The 20,552-nt window shown below is 42.1% G+C and carries 20 protein-coding genes and 2 pseudogenes; 6 read left to right on the top strand and 16 right to left on the bottom strand.

The genetic code is table 11. The annotated features are described in order from the left end of the window. Positions 1-51: 51 nt before the first annotated feature. From ACLFKQ_RS28335 to ACLFKQ_RS28350, 4 genes and pseudogenes are all read right to left on the bottom strand, one after another. On the bottom strand, positions 52-3,375 hold the full coding sequence (locus tag ACLFKQ_RS28335) for a type 2 lanthipeptide synthetase LanM family protein (RefSeq protein ID WP_449002974.1): 3,324 nt from the start codon (positions 3,373-3,375) through the stop codon (positions 52-54). 312 nt (positions 3,376-3,687) lie between these two features. Further along, positions 3,688-4,386, bottom strand: a complete 699-nt coding sequence (locus tag ACLFKQ_RS28340; RefSeq protein ID WP_449002975.1) for a 2OG-Fe(II) oxygenase family protein — start codon at positions 4,384-4,386, stop codon at positions 3,688-3,690. Positions 4,387-5,080: 694 nt separating this feature from the next. Further along, entirely contained in the window at positions 5,081-5,368 is a 288-nt protein-coding gene (locus ACLFKQ_RS28345; RefSeq protein WP_449002976.1) for a hypothetical protein, read from the bottom strand. A gap of 306 nt (positions 5,369-5,674) precedes the next feature. Further along, a pseudogene (locus ACLFKQ_RS28350) lies at positions 5,675-5,839 on the bottom strand (transposase); the annotation flags it as partial. Between the two features lie 610 nt (positions 5,840-6,449). Here ACLFKQ_RS28350 and ACLFKQ_RS28355 point away from each other — a divergent pair. Next, positions 6,450-7,154, top strand: a pseudogene (locus ACLFKQ_RS28355) (reverse transcriptase N-terminal domain-containing protein); the annotation flags it as partial. Between the two features lie 830 nt (positions 7,155-7,984). On the opposite strand, the gene ACLFKQ_RS28360 reads toward ACLFKQ_RS28355, so the two are convergent. Continuing rightward, the gene (locus ACLFKQ_RS28360) at positions 7,985-8,485 is read right to left on the bottom strand and encodes a hypothetical protein (RefSeq protein WP_449002977.1); all 501 of its coding nucleotides are present in this window, start codon (positions 8,483-8,485) and stop codon (positions 7,985-7,987) included. 170 nt (positions 8,486-8,655) lie between these two features. On the opposite strand from ACLFKQ_RS28360, the gene ACLFKQ_RS28365 reads away from it, so the two are divergent. Together ACLFKQ_RS28365 and ACLFKQ_RS28370 are read left to right on the top strand one after the other, a co-directional pair. Then, on the top strand, positions 8,656-8,940 hold the full coding sequence (locus ACLFKQ_RS28365) for a hemolysin XhlA family protein (RefSeq protein ID WP_449002978.1): 285 nt from the start codon (positions 8,656-8,658) through the stop codon (positions 8,938-8,940). Between the two features lie 93 nt (positions 8,941-9,033). Further along, on the top strand, positions 9,034-9,891 hold the full coding sequence (locus tag ACLFKQ_RS28370; protein ID WP_449002979.1) for a tyrosine-type recombinase/integrase: 858 nt from the start codon (positions 9,034-9,036) through the stop codon (positions 9,889-9,891). Positions 9,892-10,259: 368 nt separating this feature from the next. Here ACLFKQ_RS28370 and ACLFKQ_RS28375 read toward each other — a convergent pair whose 3' ends face one another. The 3 genes from ACLFKQ_RS28375 to ACLFKQ_RS28385 all read right to left on the bottom strand — a co-directional run bounded on the left by ACLFKQ_RS28375 (position 10,260) and on the right by ACLFKQ_RS28385 (position 12,568). Beyond that, a complete protein-coding gene (locus tag ACLFKQ_RS28375) occupies positions 10,260-10,973 on the bottom strand; it encodes a TolC family protein (protein ID WP_449002980.1) in 714 nt (237 codons plus the stop codon). A gap of 183 nt (positions 10,974-11,156) precedes the next feature. Beyond that, entirely contained in the window at positions 11,157-11,630 is a 474-nt protein-coding gene (locus ACLFKQ_RS28380; RefSeq protein ID WP_449002981.1) for a hypothetical protein, read from the bottom strand. A gap of 38 nt (positions 11,631-11,668) precedes the next feature. Next, a complete protein-coding gene (locus ACLFKQ_RS28385; protein ID WP_449002982.1) occupies positions 11,669-12,568 on the bottom strand; it encodes a hypothetical protein in 900 nt (299 codons plus the stop codon). Between the two features lie 327 nt (positions 12,569-12,895). Here ACLFKQ_RS28385 and ACLFKQ_RS28390 point away from each other — a divergent pair, with 327 nt between their 5' ends. Next, positions 12,896-13,579 carry a hypothetical protein gene (locus tag ACLFKQ_RS28390; RefSeq protein WP_449002983.1) on the top strand — a complete coding sequence of 228 codons (684 nt, stop codon included), beginning with the start codon at positions 12,896-12,898 and terminating at the stop codon, positions 13,577-13,579. A gap of 127 nt (positions 13,580-13,706) precedes the next feature. On the opposite strand, the gene ACLFKQ_RS28395 is transcribed toward ACLFKQ_RS28390, so the two are convergent. Continuing rightward, positions 13,707-13,910 (bottom strand): hypothetical protein, encoded by a 204-nt coding sequence (locus ACLFKQ_RS28395; RefSeq protein ID WP_449002984.1) that lies wholly within the window; start codon positions 13,908-13,910, stop codon positions 13,707-13,709. Positions 13,911-14,095: 185 nt separating this feature from the next. Here ACLFKQ_RS28395 and ACLFKQ_RS28400 point away from each other — a divergent pair, with 185 nt between their 5' ends. Beyond that, positions 14,096-14,950, top strand: a complete 855-nt coding sequence (locus ACLFKQ_RS28400; protein WP_449002985.1) for a hypothetical protein — start codon at positions 14,096-14,098, stop codon at positions 14,948-14,950. Further along, on the top strand, positions 14,940-15,395 hold the full coding sequence (locus ACLFKQ_RS28405; protein ID WP_449002986.1) for a hypothetical protein: 456 nt from the start codon (positions 14,940-14,942) through the stop codon (positions 15,393-15,395). Before ACLFKQ_RS28400 ends, ACLFKQ_RS28405 begins: the two co-directional genes overlap by 11 nt. Positions 15,396-15,549: 154 nt before the next feature. On the opposite strand, the gene ACLFKQ_RS28410 is transcribed toward ACLFKQ_RS28405, so the two are convergent. The 7 genes from ACLFKQ_RS28410 to ACLFKQ_RS28440 all read right to left on the bottom strand — a co-directional run bounded on the left by ACLFKQ_RS28410 (position 15,550) and on the right by ACLFKQ_RS28440 (position 20,109). Further along, positions 15,550-16,053: a GNAT family N-acetyltransferase gene (locus tag ACLFKQ_RS28410; RefSeq protein ID WP_449002987.1), complete on the bottom strand. Its 504-nt coding sequence runs from the start codon at positions 16,051-16,053 to the stop codon at positions 15,550-15,552. Positions 16,054-16,368: 315 nt separating this feature from the next. Next, positions 16,369-17,202: a metal-dependent hydrolase gene (locus ACLFKQ_RS28415; RefSeq protein ID WP_449002988.1), complete on the bottom strand. Its 834-nt coding sequence runs from the start codon at positions 17,200-17,202 to the stop codon at positions 16,369-16,371. Next, positions 17,199-17,444, bottom strand: coding sequence for a hypothetical protein (locus tag ACLFKQ_RS28420; protein WP_449002115.1), 246 nt, complete (start codon positions 17,442-17,444; stop codon positions 17,199-17,201). Before ACLFKQ_RS28420 ends, ACLFKQ_RS28415 begins: the two co-directional genes overlap by 4 nt. Next, positions 17,441-18,298: an AAA family ATPase gene (locus tag ACLFKQ_RS28425; protein WP_449002989.1), complete on the bottom strand. Its 858-nt coding sequence runs from the start codon at positions 18,296-18,298 to the stop codon at positions 17,441-17,443. The genes ACLFKQ_RS28420 and ACLFKQ_RS28425 overlap by 4 nt, the downstream gene beginning before the upstream one ends. Then, complete coding sequence (locus tag ACLFKQ_RS28430; protein WP_449002990.1) at positions 18,232-18,780, bottom strand: hypothetical protein; 549 nt, start codon at positions 18,778-18,780, stop codon at positions 18,232-18,234. The genes ACLFKQ_RS28425 and ACLFKQ_RS28430 overlap by 67 nt, the downstream gene beginning before the upstream one ends. A gap of 283 nt (positions 18,781-19,063) precedes the next feature. Beyond that, a complete protein-coding gene (locus tag ACLFKQ_RS28435) occupies positions 19,064-19,525 on the bottom strand; it encodes a hypothetical protein (protein ID WP_449002991.1) in 462 nt (153 codons plus the stop codon). Next, positions 19,522-20,109, bottom strand: coding sequence for a ParA family protein (locus ACLFKQ_RS28440; RefSeq protein ID WP_449002992.1), 588 nt, complete (start codon positions 20,107-20,109; stop codon positions 19,522-19,524). Before ACLFKQ_RS28440 ends, ACLFKQ_RS28435 begins: the two co-directional genes overlap by 4 nt. Positions 20,110-20,552: the final 443 nt, after the last annotated feature.

Below are 20,552 nucleotides of genomic sequence, written 5' to 3' on the forward strand. Positions count from 1 at the left end.
TCTGTTTTTTCAAGCAAGCTATGCTTGACGCTCATTAGAGAAGGGAGTAGGTCAATCCCACAAAAGCACTGATGGCAGGACATCAGTAGCTAAGCGTAGCAACTGATAACCAATTCCAGAAGTGCCTTGAAAGAATCCTGGGTTGAATACAAAATTGGGTAAATTAGGGAGAAGTTGATATGCTCCAGCTTGATTAGCTCTAGCAACCACATTTGTTGATTGTTGAAGTGCAATCTGATACCAATCTGGGCGAGCTAATCGTTTTGCTCCAACCAACAGAGCTTCAAACCTACCTAAGTTACCACAGCACAGATTATCTATTGACTGTAAACTAGGTTTTTGGGTTGTTTGCAAAGCTATTTCAATCTCTTGTTCAAATTCTGGCGACTTCACAATTCCTAAACTGCCTAAGCGTCCTAAACCAATTCCAGATGCCCCTGAGCACCAATTAATAGTAAAGTGGGGCCGATCCTTTTGTTGTTTAAATCCACGATAGTCTGGCCAGTTGCCTGCGGACTCAGAAAACACAGTGCGTTCATACTCAATTCCTTCTAGTGCTGCTTCTAAGTAGTTTTGATCTTGGGCGACGGCATATAGTTTTAACAGCCCATAAGCAATTCCCGCTGCTCCGTGGGAGAAACCTGTTAAGGGTTTTTCTCCAAAAGTCTGCCAAGCCTTGGGAGAGCCTTCGCAACTAACTCGGTGTTTCAGTAAGTGATGCCCGCAGGCTATTGCTTTCTCTAAAACCGTTGACTCACCCGTGGCAGCATAAAGGGGCAACAATCCCAAAATTGCTCCAGCTGCTCCACCGATGACATCCAACTGTTTATCGGCAGCAATTAATTCCGATGTGATCCATTCTGCCAACACCTGGGCATCTGCCAATAATGTGTTATCTTCCAAAAATTGACTAACTTTCACGAAGGCATAAATTATTGATCCCAGACCCACTGCTCCACCAATTCCCATTGATTTGGCAAATATTTGCCCAGCTTCAACATCAAAAGTCTGTATCTGCTCGCGCAGGGATTGTAAAGTCTTTAAAGCTAGAGAGCGGAATCGTTGGTTACCAACGACTCGATCTAATGCAGCTAAAAATAGCGCTATACCGCATCGCCCATCGTAGAGATTATGTCCTAGCACTTGAAGTTGGAACCGCTCCGCATTAGGGACGTAGCCCAAACCAATCCAGTTGACACTCCCATCTGGTTCTTGAATTGCTCTTGTTTCAATCTCAGCTGCGAGGGCCTGGGCCTCCTGAATAAATTGTTCCGAGGTAAGCAATGGCCTAGACTCGGCTTTCCATTCCCATCTCTCGGAGGTTTGAGTTCGTGCTACCCTAGCATAGAGTGCTCCCTTAATATAGGCTATCTGTCGAGCCAAGTCAGTTTCATCTAGCGCCTGCAATTTAGCTAAGATCTGTTGATAGCTAGATTGTTTAAAATACTGGGGAATGTCTCGGTTGGTTTCCAAGCTTATAGTATCGCTAGCAGCGCTAGCACTAAAATAAGGAATGTCTAACCGCTCCATTGCCATCAGTTCTGCACTTAGGATTGGCCAGGCATCTGGCTTTGATTGAGCTACTAAAAAGGCACGACTGAGAATATCTAGTTCGATACTGAAGTCAATTCCATCCTTGAGAAAATAGGGCGTAAGGCTATTTTGTAGAATAGTGTTATAAACCCGAGTAGCGCGGAAGATAAATCGCACCTGCTGATGCCGCAGAGTAAAGAGCGGACTTTCTGGGGAGAGCAAGACCTGGCGTTTCGCCAGGAGGAAGCGATACATTTGCTCAAACCCGGTAATGATGTACTCCTGGTAATCTTTAGGAGACAAAGCTACTTCACGCAGCCGAGGCACATTTTTCTGTAGTGGTGATGTAACAATTTCATCTCGCAAGTACATGTTGTCGGTATTAATACATTGCCAGCGGGTGGCTTTCCCAAGCTCTTGCTGAGGGTCAATGCTACCCAGACCGCTAAGATCGTAAGCAATGCGCTTATCCGGGCTAAAGTCCCAGCGCGGCAAAAGCCCCGTGCATAAAACAGAATCCCAAAATTGTTGCTCAGCAATAGTCTCAAACTCTTCAACTAGAAGTGAGTCTTTCATTAGATTAGCTTCATGGTGCAGTATAGTTTCCATGTCCACTAACACCAAATGTTCTCCACTGGCAATTAAGTTCTCACGGTGGCAGTCCGTTCCTTTTAAAGCATAAATCAAGCAGAGTAACATTCCAGTTCGCTGATAAAATCGTTGTGCAGTGGCTTTGTCTTTACAGGGTTGGTGTTCTATATATTCCATCCAACCGTAACTTTGACGATTGATGATTTGCAGCACTTTAAAAGCTAAGAGCTGATTGTGACGATTGCACCAAGCTAAAAATTGTGTAAAGGCAACCTCTAGACCTAAGTTTTTTGGTTTGTAGACTAGTTTTAGTCCCGACTCAAAGGACAAGGCCATCACTGTCCGCCCTCTGTTGTGGGAATCTGATAGGGAAGTTTCGATCTCAATAACTTTTCCCAAAGGAGTTAAGCTTCGAGCGACTTCCTGAGGTTCGACTATCAATTTTTTTAAGCCAAAAATTTGCTGAATTGCTTCTCTATCGTCAGCAAGGCGTAGAATAAACTCAGCGATAGACTCTACCCAAAAATTCAGCTTTATTGATATTAGCCGCCCCAGCACTGGATACCTTTGGAAAAAAGCCAGTAAACCATCCTGAAGTAATTGATTGACAAAATCGTTGTAATGAGTCTTATTATTATTGCTCTCTGTTTCTTGAAGTAGCATATTAATCAAGCTATAGCCAAAGGAACGCACTTTGGAGAATTCAAAATATAGGGTTTTGGCACATATATCTGTCAATTGTTCCAGTAGACTGCGCTCTAATGAACGGTAAGCTGTTTCTGAGAGGATTGATAAAGGAAGGTATTCCGAGGATAATTCTGGAGATTCTAAGCGATTCAGTAGTTTCTGTCTGGCTACTGTAATAGCAGGTAAGAGAATATCCTCAAAAGGCAATGGCTTTGCAGGCTCAGTGGGTAGAAAAAATTTATTGGCACGGGTAAACCCTAGGGAAGTTTGCATGATCTGCTGCAAGGTTTCTGTCCAGTCTGGAAAGGTTTGCTCTTTAGCAAGCTGTACAGTTCCCAATAACAAACGAACGGTATTTATTTCTAACTCATCGTATTGCAAGCGTTTCTGGAATTTTTCCCAGTTTCCTTGAGCAACCACTTGAGACCAACGATCAAGGCGATGCCTGATTTCTTGCTCATTAAAATAAGCAACATCAATCACGAAATGCTCTGGATTTAGACGTTCCCATAGAAAACTTGCTTTTGCAACAATCTTTGCTAAGCCTGCTTCGGTCAAATTCATCTTTTTCTTTTTTCACTGCATTTTCAACAAAACAAAATGGTTTATTTTCACGACTTGGATTGTCCAGTCCTTCTGGATACCTCTACTACGTGAATTCGATTAAATCAAAATAAGGCAAAAGGTACAGTAGGCAAATCTTTCTTTCATTTCTAGGGAATGAGGATTAAATAAAATGCATAAATTTTTTTGAATCATTCATGTGATAGCAAGCCTAGGAAATTCAACTTGTGTAGTTAATAAAATCCTTATTCCTAGGCCAAGAGAAGGCTTGATGGGATGGATAGGTCGACTGATTTTTTGTCCACACCTGTCCTATGCCTTTGGTACTGAATACGTAATCAACAAAACTAGTCGGTGATCTGGCGCATTTGCTGCTATTGGTGTGACCATATGCCAAGAATTTTCAGAAAATACAAGTACAACTGAAGTATTAATTAATGGTGGAATTTCATGAATAACTGATTCTGGTTTTTCGTTGGCGAGAATGCGAAGATCTCCTCCCCAGTTGGGATGCCATTCTTGATTGAAGAAGAACAACTGAGTTACATAGGTGCCTTTAATGCTGGATGAGAAATCATTATGGGGGGGACGACCAAAGTATCCTGGAACAAAGCGGCAGAACTGAATTCCCATCAGATTTTTTCTCAAATTTACCCCTAACATCTCACTCATCGCTTGGCGAAAAGCCGACGACTGCAATTCTTCAATGAACTTTCGCCAAGAATTACTCAGGTTTTGCGCCTCACAAGAGATTTTTCCTTGGGCAATTTCCTGATGCAAATCTTCTTTGTTTAATTCTTGTATTTGGGCAAGCTCCTTGGGTGTCATAATAATAGGCTTTCGCCAAAAGAAGCCATTATTCCCTTCCCAATTTGTTTCCTGAAACTGATATTTTGGATAAGTTCTAGCTATCGTCAAACTATCTTCTTTTGTCAGAAATTTTTGAATAAATGCCCAGCGATAAGGGGCTTTGTATAAGGTAGCATTGTGAATTGAATTTAAATTCAACATAACACAACTCTGTTTCGGAGTTACATCTACAATTTGGGGTTAAGCCAAGATACATCTAAAATCAGACCACTTACCTTAGCAAACATTAAAATGGCACCTATGAGGGTGATTAGCAGACGTTTTCCCCTGATTTTTCGTTGATGGACGAATGCTAATATTATTTAGCAGACATAAATAACCTGGGAAAAGTAGAAATCTGAAGGCTTTATAGAGCAAAAGTTTCAGGGATATGTGGCACTATTTTACACGAATCTCAACCCAACGCCTAAAACGTCTGAAAACCATGTTAGATGAAGATATGTAGTCGAAAATGTATCAGCGAATAAATTCCCTCCTTCGTCCTTAAAATTTAGGGGCTTGCGGACTCAGTTTTTTCGGTCAAGAGTTGCTTTTTCTTTGGTTGAACAACTGCTCTTACCCAAAAAAGTTAAAGCCCTTCTAGACAACTCTAGAAGGGCTTTCTTTAATTCCCTAGCTGAGAATTGTTTAAATAGAAGTTTAAATAGCGTAATCGACCAGAGCAAACTATTATCGTCTCATGCAGCTTTAGCGTGTTGTAACTCGTTCTGATAAGTTAAGTGAACAGAAAACCACCCAATGATGTTATGTTAACTGTTGTGCCAAGCTTGCTAAAGCTATAGTTTACGAAACGCCCTAATTCGCTTTAATTCCCTACACTTCATACTCCTAGAGCTTACCGAGCACACGTCCCAGGTAAAGTAGGGTCGGTACACAGAAGCCGAAAGCGAATACCTTTTCCTGCGGATGCCAGTAGATCCCCTTCTGACAATTGATTCGAGTTGTCATCGGTTCCCATAATTTTATGTAACGCTAACGCCACATTAGAAACCGTGAAATTGTAACCTCTTCCTTTCCCCGAAGCCACAATTAGCTCTGCTGCCTCTCCGAGATCAGAAACTAACTTCAATTCCTTTTTTAGTTGACGATCTTGAGTGATAATCCGCTTAATTTGCTCTATCATTGAGAGTTTCTCCTAAAAATGCTGATTGTTAATACAAAAGGTAATAAACAGACTAAAAAATAGTCAGCTCAGTCTGAATCTAGTACTCCAGAAATAACTAGCCCGGGCTTTTCAAACTGTTGATTATAGTTCTGAATTGACTAAAGAAGTCTGTAAGGTCACATTGCAAAAGCAATGACTTTTTCAAAATTATACTAATATAATATCATAAATTAAACCAATTAATTAGTTTGATTTAAAATTTTCAAGGATTGAGTCTGAGCCATTGGGGGCAGTATCAGCTTTAGAGGATATCTGAAAAGTTATTTATGTTGCCAAACGCCTGAGCATAATCCGAATCATTGCGACTTGAATCATGGCTTCAGAAGTTTCAGGAAGAACCTCATAATCTTTACTTAATCTTCGACTCCAGTTAAACCAACCAAAAGTTCTCTCTACGACCCAACGGCGAGGGAGAATTTGAAATCCTTGACTCTACAGTTGTAGATAGAATGAGAGTAAAATTCAACATCGCCCTTGTATAGCAACGGAGAGTGCGGTTCGTTCTTAGCGAAAGTGGATAATAACCATATAAACTAAAGCATCTAGGAATTTCCTAGATGACAACTGTTCTGATGATGAAGGTGAAAGTCCTTCCTCTGAAACTCACAGATGACTCCTAACCTGTCCACGATGACCCGACTCGGAATTCGGGAGATCGAAGCTGGAAACTAGGGCGTAATCAGACCTCAATTGCAGAGGACACTGACGCTAATGGGGAGTTCCCACGGAGAAAAAGAGCCTAGAAAAGCAACCTATGCTAGTGCGGACGCAATCAAAGTTATCCGACATCGCCTGAGTTATGTATCCCGCCGTAGTTGTCTCCGACTAACGGCAAGAGTATGGGGTTCAGTGCGGTTGAATTGGCGACTCCTAAAGGAACGAAAAAAATCATCATTACGGAACGAATAAAAACGAATCTAGGGTCTGTAGATAGGTCGTATCTACGGTAGACCAGACGAGAGGATTAATCCCTTAGATTTGGGTAGGACAGCGAGTAACTTCGCTGAGGAACTCAGAATACACTTGCCTTGAGTAGAGCATGATTAGACACACTAATAAACATAGTAGTGAATCTTGGGAATTTTTACCTTGGAAGAAATTACAGGTAAATCTCTTTCGCCTACAAAAGCGCGTGTACAAAGCGGTTCGAGCAGGAGATATGCAAAAAGCAAGGTCACTGCAAAAACTGATTCTGCGCTCTCAGGCAGCGAGATTCTTGGCTATCCGTCAAGTAACACAGTTAAACGCTGGCAAGAAAACGGCTGGAGTCGATGGAAAACTAGCCCTGACTTTCAAGGAAAGGTTGGAACTCGAAGAACAACTGAGGCTAAAAGCTAATGACTGGAAACACTACCGATTGCGTGAGATTCCTATTCCTAAAAAGGATGGAACAAAACGTATACTCAAAGTCCCGACGATTAGCGATAGAGCCTGGCAATGCCTCGCTAAATATGCCTTATAACCAGCTCATGAAGCAACATTCCATGCTCAGAGTTACGGCTTTAGAACAGGACGTTCGACGCATGATGCCCAAAAAAAACTGTTCCATAACCTGCGCTCCCAGAGCAACGGTATTCAAAAACGAGTAATCGAATTGGATATCAAGAAATGCTTCGACAGAATAAACCATTCCACAATAATGGAAAACCTAATCGCCCCAATGGGGTTGAAGCTTGGCATCTTTAGATGTCTCAAAGCAGGAACAAATGTAGGATTTCCAGAACAGGGAACCCCTCAAGGTGGGACGAGTGCGCTACGAAGCGTACTTTGGTAATGCTCAAGGAGAGTGAAAACTACCAAGAGATAGTACATTCCCTAATGTGCTAAGGCTGACCCAGCAGGCAGGGGACAATGAGTAAGAACCTGTTTGAAGCCTGGGGAACAAGGAGCAAAATACTGGCACTCTGTTACAGTATGAGGCTTCGAGCCTGAATTTAACTATGGCTACGAAAGGAATCTTCGTCCAACGCTCCTACACCTTGGACACGCTGTTAAAAAACAGAGATGGCGTGAGATATCAGGTAAGTCAATGTTCATTCGTTTGACTGAAAAAGACTTTTGACGCGGTCTGAATTGCTCTAATTACAAGGGTACAAATTATCAACTGATGTCGGGGATATTAGGTCTATATCCTTACGAAGTAAAGAAGAAGCCTACGGTTAAATATAACCACTTACCGAAGTATGAACGTAGGAAGCGCAATAACTGGTCTGAATACAGGCTGGGTTAACTGCAACTGAAGTAGTTATTGCGTGGCAGAGCCATCGTAGTAGTCCGAGCTAGAAAATAGTCTAGTACATGGCGAAGGATGGCAGTCATTGTTAGAGATACAAACAGGAAACTGAGAGGACTAAGAAGTATGTCCGATATTATCAAGACCCAACGTAGTCTCGCCATCAAAGCAAAGTTCCAAAGAGAGCGAAAAATTTCGGGGGAGATGGGGTACACAACGCGATAAGATCACCAAATGTCCGCTCTTTCCGAATAGAGCGATCGCATTGGCAAATGTTTTGAACTTCATTGCTAAGAGCTACAGAGGGCAACAAACTTACTGTTCCCCAATAAAGCCAATAATCATTCCTTTCTAATCCAGCGATTGCCTCTGAATTCCCAATCTTTTAATCTCTCAACTACATTCGGTATAGCATGACCATCACGACGATAGCGATAGATGAAGATGCTGCTGAGATTTATCAGACTGCTCAACTCGTCATCACTCAATCCTTCATCTGCTGGTGGTTCTAGCTCTGGTTCTGACTCTAGCTCTGGCTCTGGTTCGACAGCAACAGTTTTCACTCCCGATAACTTAGCTTCTACTTCTCTCAGTCGTGCATCTAAATCTCGAACCCGCTCTTTTAACTCTGTGTCCGTCTCCTCAATATCAGGTGATGATTCTAACTGTCCGATACCAAGCTCGATTAGTTTGAGGATGGTGGGAGTAACTTCTGGTTTGTTGCTGCGATGGTGAACCTTGGCATGAAAATGGTTAACGGCGATCGCACTAATTTGGTCATAAAGTTTGTTGGGAAGGCGAATATCAACTCTCGTAACCTTATCCGTCTGTCTGCTAGTCATATCGGATAACATCGGTTTCTATCGGATAAGCTCGATAGTATCATTAGATGAAACCAACCAGGAAGCGATAACAAAGAAGTGAGACAATAAAATTAAACTAAAAAGGGAAGCTTCCCGAACGACCAATCTAGAAGCTTCCCCAATGGTAAAAACCTAAATTAAGTATAACAATGAGCAACATCCAGATAGAAACAGATCTCAAAGAAATTCTACGGGAATTGAAAGAGGGACAGAAGGCAATTCTCAACAAAGTTGAGGAAACTAACAACAAAGTAGAAGATATCGACAAAAGGTTAGTCAGGGTAGAGACTAAGCTCGACGGCACAGTAGAAGATATCAAAGAAATTAAAGGCTCACAGAAAGCTCAAATCTGGTCGTTGATAGGTATTTTAATCACTGCCGTTGGTGGTTTTGTTGTGGCGGTGGGTCGATCCGTTCTCACATTCAATCCTTAATTTTTCTCTAGTACGAGTAGGTTATTTTTTTAAAGCCTACTTATGCAACAAAATCATGTATATTGATGTACTTTTTCCAATACCTCTGTACCGATGAGTGTTCAATACAAAGTTACTAATGCAGGGAGCGATCGCCAGATAATTTTAATTTGGTTGCGAGATAAATCCGAGACGACGAGAATTAGCTATCGCTCCACAGTCGAGAAGTTCTTAGAATTTATCGGTAATAAGCCATTAGGGGAAGTAATGCTCGAAGATTTACAGCAGTGGCTCGACGGCTTGAAGCTTAGATTTAAACCTACCACGATTGCGAACAAAGTCCTAGTAGTTAAGTCGCTATTTAGCTTCTGCGCTAAGACGGGATACTTGACTAATAATATTGGCAGCTTCTTAAAAACTCCCAGGGCGAAAGAGACTATAGCCGAGAGGATACTAGAAGCTGAAGACGTGAAGGGGTTGATTAAGTATGGCGTGAAGAACGAGCGCGATCGCCTGATGCTGAGTTTGATGTACGGCTGTGGGTTGAGGGTATCGGAGGTAATTAATTTAACCTGGAACGATCTGAGAAAGCACGGTGAGGGTGGTAAAGCGACGGTGTTTGGTAAGGGTAGTAAGACTAGGGTGGTGCTGATTCCCGATAAGCTGTGGCAGCAGCTTAAGGAGTTTGAGAAATATCATCGAGTCAATCAATATGTGTTTGTCAGCCGTAACGAAAATAAGATGGAGCGGTCGGTAGTACATCGAATGATTAAACGAGCTTGTAAACGTGCGAATGTTGACGAGAGAGCTTCGAGTCATTGGTTGAGACACTCTCACGCCAGTCATAGCTTAGAAGCTGGTTGTAATTTGAGGTTATTGCAGCAGAGTTTGGGTCATGCGAGTGTGACTACTACCGAGCGATATCTGCATATATCACCCGATGCTGGTAGTAGTCAGTTTATTGATTTTTAGATGATTTCAGGTTTCACTCTTTTTAGGACGACTAAATGCGTCCAGGCGGGGGAGAATAATCTGTTCCATTCGACAGCACCCAACGCCAAAATAGAATGAAAAATATCATGAAACCCAAAAAAATAATAGCTTTCAACATAGTTTTAAACACCAGTCACGGTGATGAGAACTCAACTTATACCTCTCTCACTCCACACTGAATCTTCAAACCATAAGTATTTTTTTCTGGCAAACTCAGAAAAAATTCGTTTTTTAATAACTAATTATGTTTTTATTTTAATTAATAATTTATTGACATGAATGATAAGTTTTATAAGGAGAATAAACGCTCTTTTAATTGTTCTAGTTCCTCATCAACAACAATCGCCCTACCTTTGATACTTCTCTTGTTCTATTTGAGAATATTTATCTTGTTTCTTTTCCTCAACCAACTGCAATAACTCTCGTAAAGACTCATCTTTCTCAATCTCAACCCCAACAATCTGCTCGATAGTGCGATCGCGCCGATTCTCCATACCCAATATCTGACTCGTACTACCCCTACCCATCCGATAGGCAATCCTCATTACTTCTTGCTGCTGTTCTAAAGTCTCCAGTTGAGATTTCAGTAACTCATGTTTACGTTGTGCAGCTTCATAGTCTAAAAGCAGATGCAGCACTTCAGCTTCAATTCTTTGTTTCTCTTCTTCCTGCTGTCTTTCTAGTTCCGCTTTAGCTGCTAGTAAGTCTGCGGTTCTGATTTCTAGATTGGCGATCGCTAGATTATCCCTCTGCATACCACCACCACCGAAGAGATTCTGAATGATGTCTACAGGATTGGTGGTGATATAGTTAGTCCACTTCTTCTTGCTGGTGTAGTCGATTCTTTCTTCTGTAACTGCCAACCGTCGCTCGATCGCGGTAATTCGATCGCTCGTCTGCTGGAGTTTATTCGAAAGCGCGATCGCTCTATTCGTAAGCTGCTCTACACAGCGATCGCTACTGTTGAGACAGGTCAGTGGAGAAGCAATTGCTATGGGATACCAAGAGAAAAACTTTAGCAGTATTGCTAACATCAGCAGTTTGACACGATTTGCTTTCATTTAGCTTTTCTCCTGATTAATTTCAATTAGTTCTTGGGGAAACTTCTCACTCAAAGAACAATCAAAATAGTGCTGACACCAAAACTCAGCTACTTCTAATAACATCGGAACCGAGTCAGGAATTAACCCCGAACCATAACTCGGTTGATAGCGTTCTACGTATTCTCTAGCCAGTTTGTAAACTCAGTAAGGAAAATCTCGTTCGACAAAACAGCGTAAAGCATAATCTAACTTGAGTAGATAACCACTGCGGACAAAATGTACTGTAGTCCAATGAACGTTACGATAATCATCCCCTTGCAAACTATCAATCTGCTTCAGCAACCTCCAGATAGATTGTTTTCCTTCGTCGGTAGGTGCTGCTAAATAGCTCTCCTGTGCAGCAATCGCATCAGCCACGAGGTTTTTGTGAGTTGACCATTCTTCAGGAGTAAGTTCGGAAGGAGATTCTGCTCGATTCATTTCCTGCTGCACTTGTTGGGAAAGGTAAAGAGCAAACTGTTGTGCTGCTATTTCATCGGAGCAGAGACTTTTGATGCTGGTCAAGCGAGTAATGGGTAGAGCAAAGATAGTTTCTTTGTTGCTAAGTTCGGCAGCAGCCTTGAGCCACTTTTTGATTTTGTTAGCGATCGCTCTTTGCTGGCTTTTAGGGTTCATAGAAATACTGAATAAACCACAGCTATTTAACACGGTAACTAACGTTCTTTTTCATCTGCCATAAGAGTGACTTCGGCGGTGAGGCTGCCATCGGGGGATTGACCGAGCCAATTAACACGCCTAACAGTACCAGCATAGGGAGATTTAACAACTGAAAGGGTAGCGATCTGATTCTCAACATTATTCAATTTCTCCTGTAGCTGTGTAACCTGAAATTCTCTATCGGTCAGTCTTTGCTCGTATTCTGCTAGCTGTCTTTGGTAATTCAATCGAGCTTGATTCATTTCTTCTACTCGTCGGGCAGAGTTAATTGAAGCTTGGTACTCCTGATACTTTCTGCTGTCTTTGGCACTCTGCATCTTACCCATCGCTAGCTGGTAATCTCTAACTGCTGCGGTATGTTCCTGTTTTAGCTGTTTGAGTTTGGCTTGTTCGTGTTCGAGGATGATTGGGTCTAAGTTCTTGACACTCTTGAGGTAGCTTATTTCTTCCTGCTTGAGTTCAAGTTCCGATTCGATAGATGCGATCGCACTCTTGGTTTTCTGAACGGCTGCTTCATGTTCGAGATAGCTGACGGGCGGTAGTGCCATCACTGTCGGTACTGCTTGGGGTGTGGCTGGTGGCGTGATAGAAGCTGCGCCTATTCGGTCGAGAGATAGCTGTAATTGTTTCTGTTGGGCAGCCAGTCTAGTTCTTTCTCTCTCCCTGTCGGCAATAACTTCACCTTTGGCTATTTGCTCTCCTTCACTAACTTTAAGATCGTCTGGTTCGGTAACTTTGACAGTAATGGTCAGGCGTTTGGGTGTAGTTGTCGTCTGGGTTGCTTGAGCGATATCTGTTGCCCAACTAGGTAAGGGTGTGACGTTAGTAAAGATTATGGTGAATGCGATCGCTGTTGTAACTAGCGCATAGACAACTAACTTGCTAACCCTCTTCATTAACAACAAACCTCATATCAGTGGGACTTTCTAGTTCTATTGTTCCCAGGCTAGATTGAGTTCTTAGCAATTGAAATTTTAAGCTACTCAAAGTACATATCCCAATAGTTTATACCCAGACAAGTTAATAACTTGCTTAATCACAGTTACCGTTATCGGTCATCTGCTTCTGTCTTAGTCTATTGGGTGGGTTTTGGGTGCGTTCGCGAAGCGGATGCCATAGGCTTATTTGAGTTCGGGTAGGGCGATCTCTATTCGTATAAAGTCAAAATCTTACTTTTATTAAGGGAATACTAAAAAATGAAGTATAAAAACTATTGAATAGCAATGTTTATTAAAACAAATGATGGATCTATTGAAGATAAGGACGGTAGAGTAATCTACTTCAGCATAGATAGATTTATCAGGGATATTGGTGAAGGTAATTGCTGTTTTATCTGTGGTGCTAGTCCCTCAAAAACTGAGTTCAATAAAGAACATATTTTGCCCGAATGGATACTAAAAAGGTACGATTTATTCTTTAGAACAATTACTCTGCCTAACGAAACGAGTTTTAAATACTACGATCGGTACACCGTACCGTGCTGTGAAGACTGCAATTCATTGATGGGTGAGAAAATTGAGCAACCTATTCGCGAGCTAATAAATGCAGGATTTGACGCAGTTGTAGAATATATCAAAGAAAACGGATGTTGGTTGTTCTTTGTTTGGTTGAATCTAATTTTTCTTAAGACACATCTTAGAGATAAAAACCTCAAACTTCATAGGGATTCTCGCCAGGGAAATGGCATGATATCTGACTTTTATACCTGGGAAGAACTACATCATATTCATTGCATAGCTCGTTCTTTCTACCCTCGTTCTTTCTACACAAGTTGCCAGTTAGACTTTAAAGTCATGGGTTCATTTCTCACTTTAGCAGCAAAGGTTAAAGACCATTACGAGAAATTTGACTCGATTAATTCTAGTCTTGAATATAGAAAATTAACGACTATCTCGATCGACTACTAAGACTAAGATTTAACTATCCCAACCTCAACATTCCCAACTACATACCGTTCCTTCAAAAATGCGATTGCGCTCCGCGCAGTGGCTCTCGCCAATCGCGTTTTATCTATGCGTTAACTTGAAAATGAATTTATGCCGATTGGGGTTCTTCTAGAGCTTTAGCAATGGCATCTCTCAAAACTTGATTCCTAAAATCTACAGGCAAAGCCATCCATTGTTCGTATTGGCTTTGAGGAATTTTGACCTGAACTGGTTTTCTGGCACAAGGCTCACTCGCTCCATTCAGTCTAGGAAAACGATTTAAGTGATCTGTTTTTGGATTGGGATTCGCCATAATGCGTCGGTCTGTCTGCTCCTTAATTGTCAGTATACCAATCTTTGGATGTTAAAATTTGTAAACTTAGATTGTTTAATGCTTGGTATACCAGTCATTAAGCTATATAGTTTTAGTTAAAAGCGATCGACCAAGGCTACCAACCGCGATCGCTCATCATACCACTTAGAATTTATTCTTCTAATATGACTCAATTTTACCAGTTAACGCTTAAAGATGCGCTAACCCAATATCAAGCAGGATTCCTTAGCTCTGCTGGATTGTTATTCAACTATCTCAAAATCAAATTTGCTCCTGGTTGGAAGATGCGCCTCGATCGGCAAAGGATCTGCGACGAACTAGGCTTGAGTAAAGATCAGTTTTATCGCGGACTGAAACGGATCGAGCAGCACTTTCCCAACTTAAAACTACATCGAACTACTGCTCTAATAGGAGAGTTTGAAGAGTTAAATACTTCATCGAATGACAAAAATCCAGTAGATGAACCAGTTGCACCTGCTACCAACCCAGTTGTAGAAACTACCAATTCAGTTATAACTCCTACAAATCCAGTCGCAACCACTGCCAATCCAGTTGTAGAAACTGCAACTAACACACCACCTAAAGCACCAAAAACCAAAGCAAACGGCGATTTACCAGATTCTTCTTCAAATTCTTATCAAAGTTTTTCAAATTCTCTATCTCAAAGCCAGAGAGAGAATTTTTTAGGATTTTGTCAACAACAAGCCAATCAACTACCCCAACCACCTGTATTAGTCAAAAAATGGATTCAGCACAACTGGGAAGAACTACGCAGTCTATGGTGTAAAAAGTTCCCAACTGTAGCATATTTGGGTTGTAGTATCTCACAACAAGACTGGTACAATCACCCCAGATTCAATCGCTGGAAACGTCGCTTGGAGTGTCAGTATCAAGCACCCTATTTTATTACCCTGCTCAAAAATGGCGGTACAGAGGAAGAAAGAAGGGCTTTTGCTCGTTGGGCAATTGATAACGGAGTGGTTAAAGTACCAGAGGGAATAACAATCAATGGACTTTAAAAAGTTAAAACCAATTCCCCTCCGTCCCGAATGCGAACCCGATTACGACAAACAACTCTGGCAGCCAAATTGGTGCTGTTTCTGCTGCCACGATACGGGCTTGGTCATCGACAGGTTAGCAGCTTATGTAATTGAGGGTTATACCTCTGGTCAACATAAAATCGCCCGATGCCAAGCTACCAGATGTCAAGCTGAAATTGGGGAGACGTTAGAAGCCAGTGGCAGTTTAGATGAACGTTTAACCCCAGAGGTTTGTGATTATCTGGATAATTTAGAACGGGAAGATTGGGCGCGGACTTTGAAGAGGAAGCATGATTTGAGACAACAGGCGTTAGGGCTGGTTGATGAGTTGGCACAGAGGAAGAGTATTAGATTGCGTCGGCGCACTCCTACTGAAGAGATAGAGGTGAGGAGAAAACACTCCGAAATCATTAATTCACCCTAGAAAGTGAAGATTTTACTATCCTAACTTCTAAAGATAGCGATCGCACCATTAACTTACGCACTCACTAATACTAGTGTTCTAGTAGGTTAGAGGTTGTTTAGGTGCGTTCCAAGTTTGGGTATGGGCGAGCGCACTTGTGGAGCAATTGTTAACGTCAAAGCTCAGTGGCACCGCGAAGCAGCGTCCGCTGCAGCGACTTGTTGGCTATCGCTCTCTCCATCAACCAGTTCTCAAGGACAACATTGCCAATGGATACTTGGTTGGGAGATAAAGTGTTGAAGCCGTGTTTGAGATACAGACCCTTTGCCGTATGGCTAGCCTCGACGTAGAGACGGTTGAGCTGTAGGTCTGTTGCGATCTTGATTACGTGGAGCAGTAGTGTGGTGCCAATACCCATGCGATTGTACTCTGGATGAACATAATGGCAGTCAATGTGCCCGTCACTGTCAAGTTCGATGAACCCGACAACCTGTTCGCTCAAGGTATAGAGGAACGGGCGTTTGAGCTCACATCTAGCGCGCCAGTGGTCATAGCTGTTGGGTGTAGGAGCCCAGGCATCGACTTGTTCTTGTGTATAGCTTGAGGCAGCCGTTTCGTGTACAGCTGCGTGGAACACATCTGCAACTGCTTTGAACTGACCATTGTAGTATTGGATCATGCTTTGTAGTATTGGATCATGCTTGAGATAGCTAACTGTTTATCATACGGAAACTTTCTGTATATCTACCCTATAGGGCATAATATCTGGAATTATTACAGACATCAATCATACTTCGCTCTAGGCTGCACTACCTTAATTTCTAGCGCACCTACCGCATACTGCCCATTCAAAAGTGCGATCGCCCAATCCAACCTACAATACTCAAACTTAATCCTATTCCCACTTAAAGCAGCCGTAGCCATCTGATTAGGCTCAATCGGTAACTTGACATCTTCAGGAAAATCGATAATCAGTTCGCCATTCAGGTAAATCTCAGCAGTAGGATAAGCATTTTGTAGGTAGTTTTTCTAGTGGTGCGATCGCATCTTCATCATTAAAAGTCAGATTCTTAATCTCAGTCCTAGCAGCTTCCCCTACTTCAGTAGTTACTTTACTTGTAATTATCTGCTCTCCAGTCTTATAAACACCTAACCCATCAGTAACGATAAACTCATTACCCTCATTACCGATAATTAAATATTTGCCATCGGCACTGGTGCGATCGCTCGTCCAATAACCTGTGATTCTCGCGTATACTTTATTGGTACTGGCGTTCTCGTTATAAACTCTGACGATGCCGTCTCTCAATCCGAGATTCTGACTGACTTTCTGAGTTATACCGCCACCGTTAGCGAGATAGATTCCCAAACACAGGAGGGCGATCGCACCACCCAATACCCATAATTCGCCAGCCCCACCAGTCTTTAATCTCCGTCGCGGATTGGATACGCTGATTGCCCAAGCTGGCTCTGGATAAAACAGCTGGACTCCCTGTTTGGTAAAGGTGTCACTGAAACAGGCTAGAAGATGACCCAATGGTAAAGCTATTAAACTAAATGTTTGTTCTAGCAACAAGTAACCCCCCAGTAAACTAAGAAGGGCGATCGCTCCTGTTGCTAAGAGTGAATGAGTAATACTTCTATGGGGAAATCTGTCTTCTATCCAACTGCTAATGGGAAAGAAGATTTTACCGATGGTGCTAGTAGTGGTGTCGATGTCAGGGATTTGTGAGCCAATGATGGCTAGTCCCAAGGGTAAAGGTTCGGCAGTTCCAAGGATTAGGGATGTTCCAGCTACTGCGATCGCGGCGTGGGTAATACTCATCATTGTTTAATCACCACTCCTGTAAAGTCAGTTGTTATATGAAGGTATTGACGATTTAAAGTTTTTGGATGATAACGATGGCGAAATGTATGAATTACTCTATCGTTTTCTAATTTGCTGCCCATGTACTGCCAGATTTCACCCTGATTTTCACATACACGATCGCCTTCTCGTGAAGCTAATTCAGACCAAATAACCTCCCACAAATAAGGCATTTCAGATTTATCGAGCCACATTGCTGTCATTGTCCTAATCTCTTCCTCGCCCCTCTCACGCTTCCTAACTGCTTCAACGCCATACCTGTAACCAAACAAACACCACCAGTAATATACAACCCTTTATTCCCAGTTCCCATCCCCACAAACCGCACGATACCAAAAGCCATCAGTGCAGCAATGATTATGGGCATAATCACCACGTATTGAGTATGTTCGGGTTTATCTTGCTTGATTCCCAAAGCTTCATTCTTGATAATCTTCCTCGCCAGCATTGGGTTACGTCCAGCTAGAGGTTGCAGTTCTGCTAGGCGAGATTTACTTATCTGTAGCCCCTGTTTCTGAGCTTCTGCTGCCATCACCTCTCTAATATGGCGATCGCTCGGCAATTCTAACTCAATTTCTAGCATATCGAGGAAGATATCTTTACCAGGATTGGCGACGGCAAAACAGACTACTCTCGCACCAGCAGCAATCATGTCCTCAAGCCAATAGCGAATACTGGTAGTCAGTCTCTTAGCTTCGGGGAAAATGAGTAAGGTATCTTCACCACTGTTAGCTAAAATCTCTTCCTTGAGAGCATCGACGGTCATGGCTTTATTGTTCTCATCTTCAGTGGGACAATCTAACTGCATGGCGATTGCGATAAAGAATCTTTTTAGAGAACCCTTGTAAGTGGCGATCGCACTTTGATATTCATTACTCATCTCTTCATGAACGGCTACAGCCAGATCGGTTTTACCCGTACCAGCTTCACCGAGAACGATTATCGAATTACCAGCAGCGATCGCATTACAGACTTTATTGAATTCTTCCCCTAATTCCCGCTTCGACTTTGGCGATGTTGAGCTAGTATTTTGTCGGCTAACTCGGCGGGTGTCCACTTTGGGTTAGCTACCTCACGGGCGATCGCTACCTTTTCTCTCAGGTCTTCGGGTAGATCTTCTTCAGCCATGCGATTAGCCAGCTCTCTCATTAACAAGTCAGGAGTTGCTAAGTCACGGGCTTTGAGTTCGGCTGCACCTCGGAGTAGGGCATTTAGATCGACATGAGAAGTTGGTTCTTCTCGTTCTACATAAATCTCATCTGGTTTAGGTAGGTCCGCCAATTCATTATTATTATTAGAAACTGTCAAACCACCATCGATAAAACCATCCCGTTTACCATGTTTAATAACATGAGAACGTAAAGCACGAACTCGATCTGCTTGACCATTTGTTAGATAAGCTCTTTGATTTTCATCTTTGTCAGCTTTGATGCCGAGATAGTTTAAGTCATCATAGTAGGTTGACTTTTTAAGGTCTAATTCAGCCATCAACTCTTCTGGACGGACAATGTTATCGAGACTGGAATTCTGGTCGCTCATGATAAATTTTTTTTAATTCGGCATACATATTATTTATGTAATGGCTCTAAAAATTCTTCTGTGATGTGAGTCCGGTATTCCAGAGTAGGACTGGAATGTAGCCGAGAGGTACGAATGAATTTTTAGCTTCAATCTTTTTGTTAGCAATTCTTACTGAAGCAATAACTTTAATAGCTCTAGCTATTAGTATCTAAAAATTCAGAATTAATACAAAGCAGAAATACCAAGACAGGACTTCGAGCGAGATTTTTGGCTCGTAGTTTGGCTGGGTTATCAACTTTAATTACGGCAATTCATCTTTTCGTCTTGGCGAAATTTCAGACAGATGAATATCTATATTTTCACCATTTCGCCATTTCACCCAGGCAGCAAGGAGAAAATCCACCAATTCAGATTTATCTAAATTCATGCCCGCCCGTTTGAGTTTGATTAGTTCATCTTCGACATCGAAGTCAGTTTCTTTGCGGATGTAGTAAGTTCGTCCAATCCAGTCAGGATCGCTACGCTTACCAGTAGCTGGTCTACCTCGCTTCTTAGTTGGTTCGGCGGTAATTTCTGTTTGTGGTTGTTTCTCTTCTGGTTTTGGCTGTTGAGCAATATCGGTTACTGATTTGTCGGGCTTGGCTTGAGTTGAGGATTTCTCTGGAGGTTTAGTTTCTCCTTTGGCTTTGGTTTCTGTTTCGGCTGGTGTAGATTTTTGACGATTTTGTGCCAGCTTTTTAAACATATCGGCAGTGTCACTCATGAGACGATCTCCTTGCCCACTTGCTCGTAGTCACTCCAGGCGATTTTTGCCATGCGGTCTTTTACTTCATACACGGGTACGCCCATTAATGCTGCTTTCTCATAGGCAATTAACCGTCTGATTTCCGTCTCAAACAAAGGAACGGATGCTAATGCTCCTCTGGCTTGTTCTGCCATTTTGACGGGCTTGGGATGAACCATCGTCAGTAAAATTCGATAGCGATCGCTTTCTAGTTCTTGGAGTAAATCGACCGTTTGCAGCAGGGCATCAATCGCCAAAGCATCGGGAGTTGTAGGTAACACTAATAAATTACAACCATCCGCTAAAGCTCTTAATTCATCTTCATCGGGACGGGCAGCAGTATCGATAACGATATGTTCGTATTTGGGACTGTATAGGGCAGCTTGCATCAAGTCCACCACCTTAAAAGGAAAAGCCCCTCGTTTACTCCAGCCCGTAGCGCTGCGGTTGGGGTCGCCATCAACTAATAATGTTTGTCCTAACTGAGAAAAATAACAGGCAAGATGAACGGCAGTAGTAGTTTTGCCGATTCCCCCCTTAAATCCAGCAACAGTAATCAACAATTTACATACCTCAAATTGACAGACATCTAAGTGTATAGTCAGTTGCTGCCAATGTACCTTGGCAAATTATTAAATTTTCGTATTTTCGGTTTTTCGTATTTTTAAATTGGCGAAATTCTGAAATTCATTTCACTCAGCATCCAGCCATCCTTCGATAGTTGCTACTAAAATGTTGACCGCTTTAATCACTTGTTTACTTGCATAAGCATTAATATTTCGACCAACTTAATTTATCCACTAGTCAAATCGCGATCGCAAACTACTAATTTTGAAACTTTTAATGTTACACGACTTGGAAGGTTTCTAAATGGCCTTTTAGTAGCAGCTGTACAATAAACCACGCTAAGGCTGAAACTCACTCAGCACGAGACTTATAGATAAGAACATTTTTACCTATCAGACTTTTGATATTGGTATCTTAATAAGAAATGAAGGGCTGAAAC

The organism is Myxosarcina sp. GI1(2024) (genome assembly GCF_053543375.1).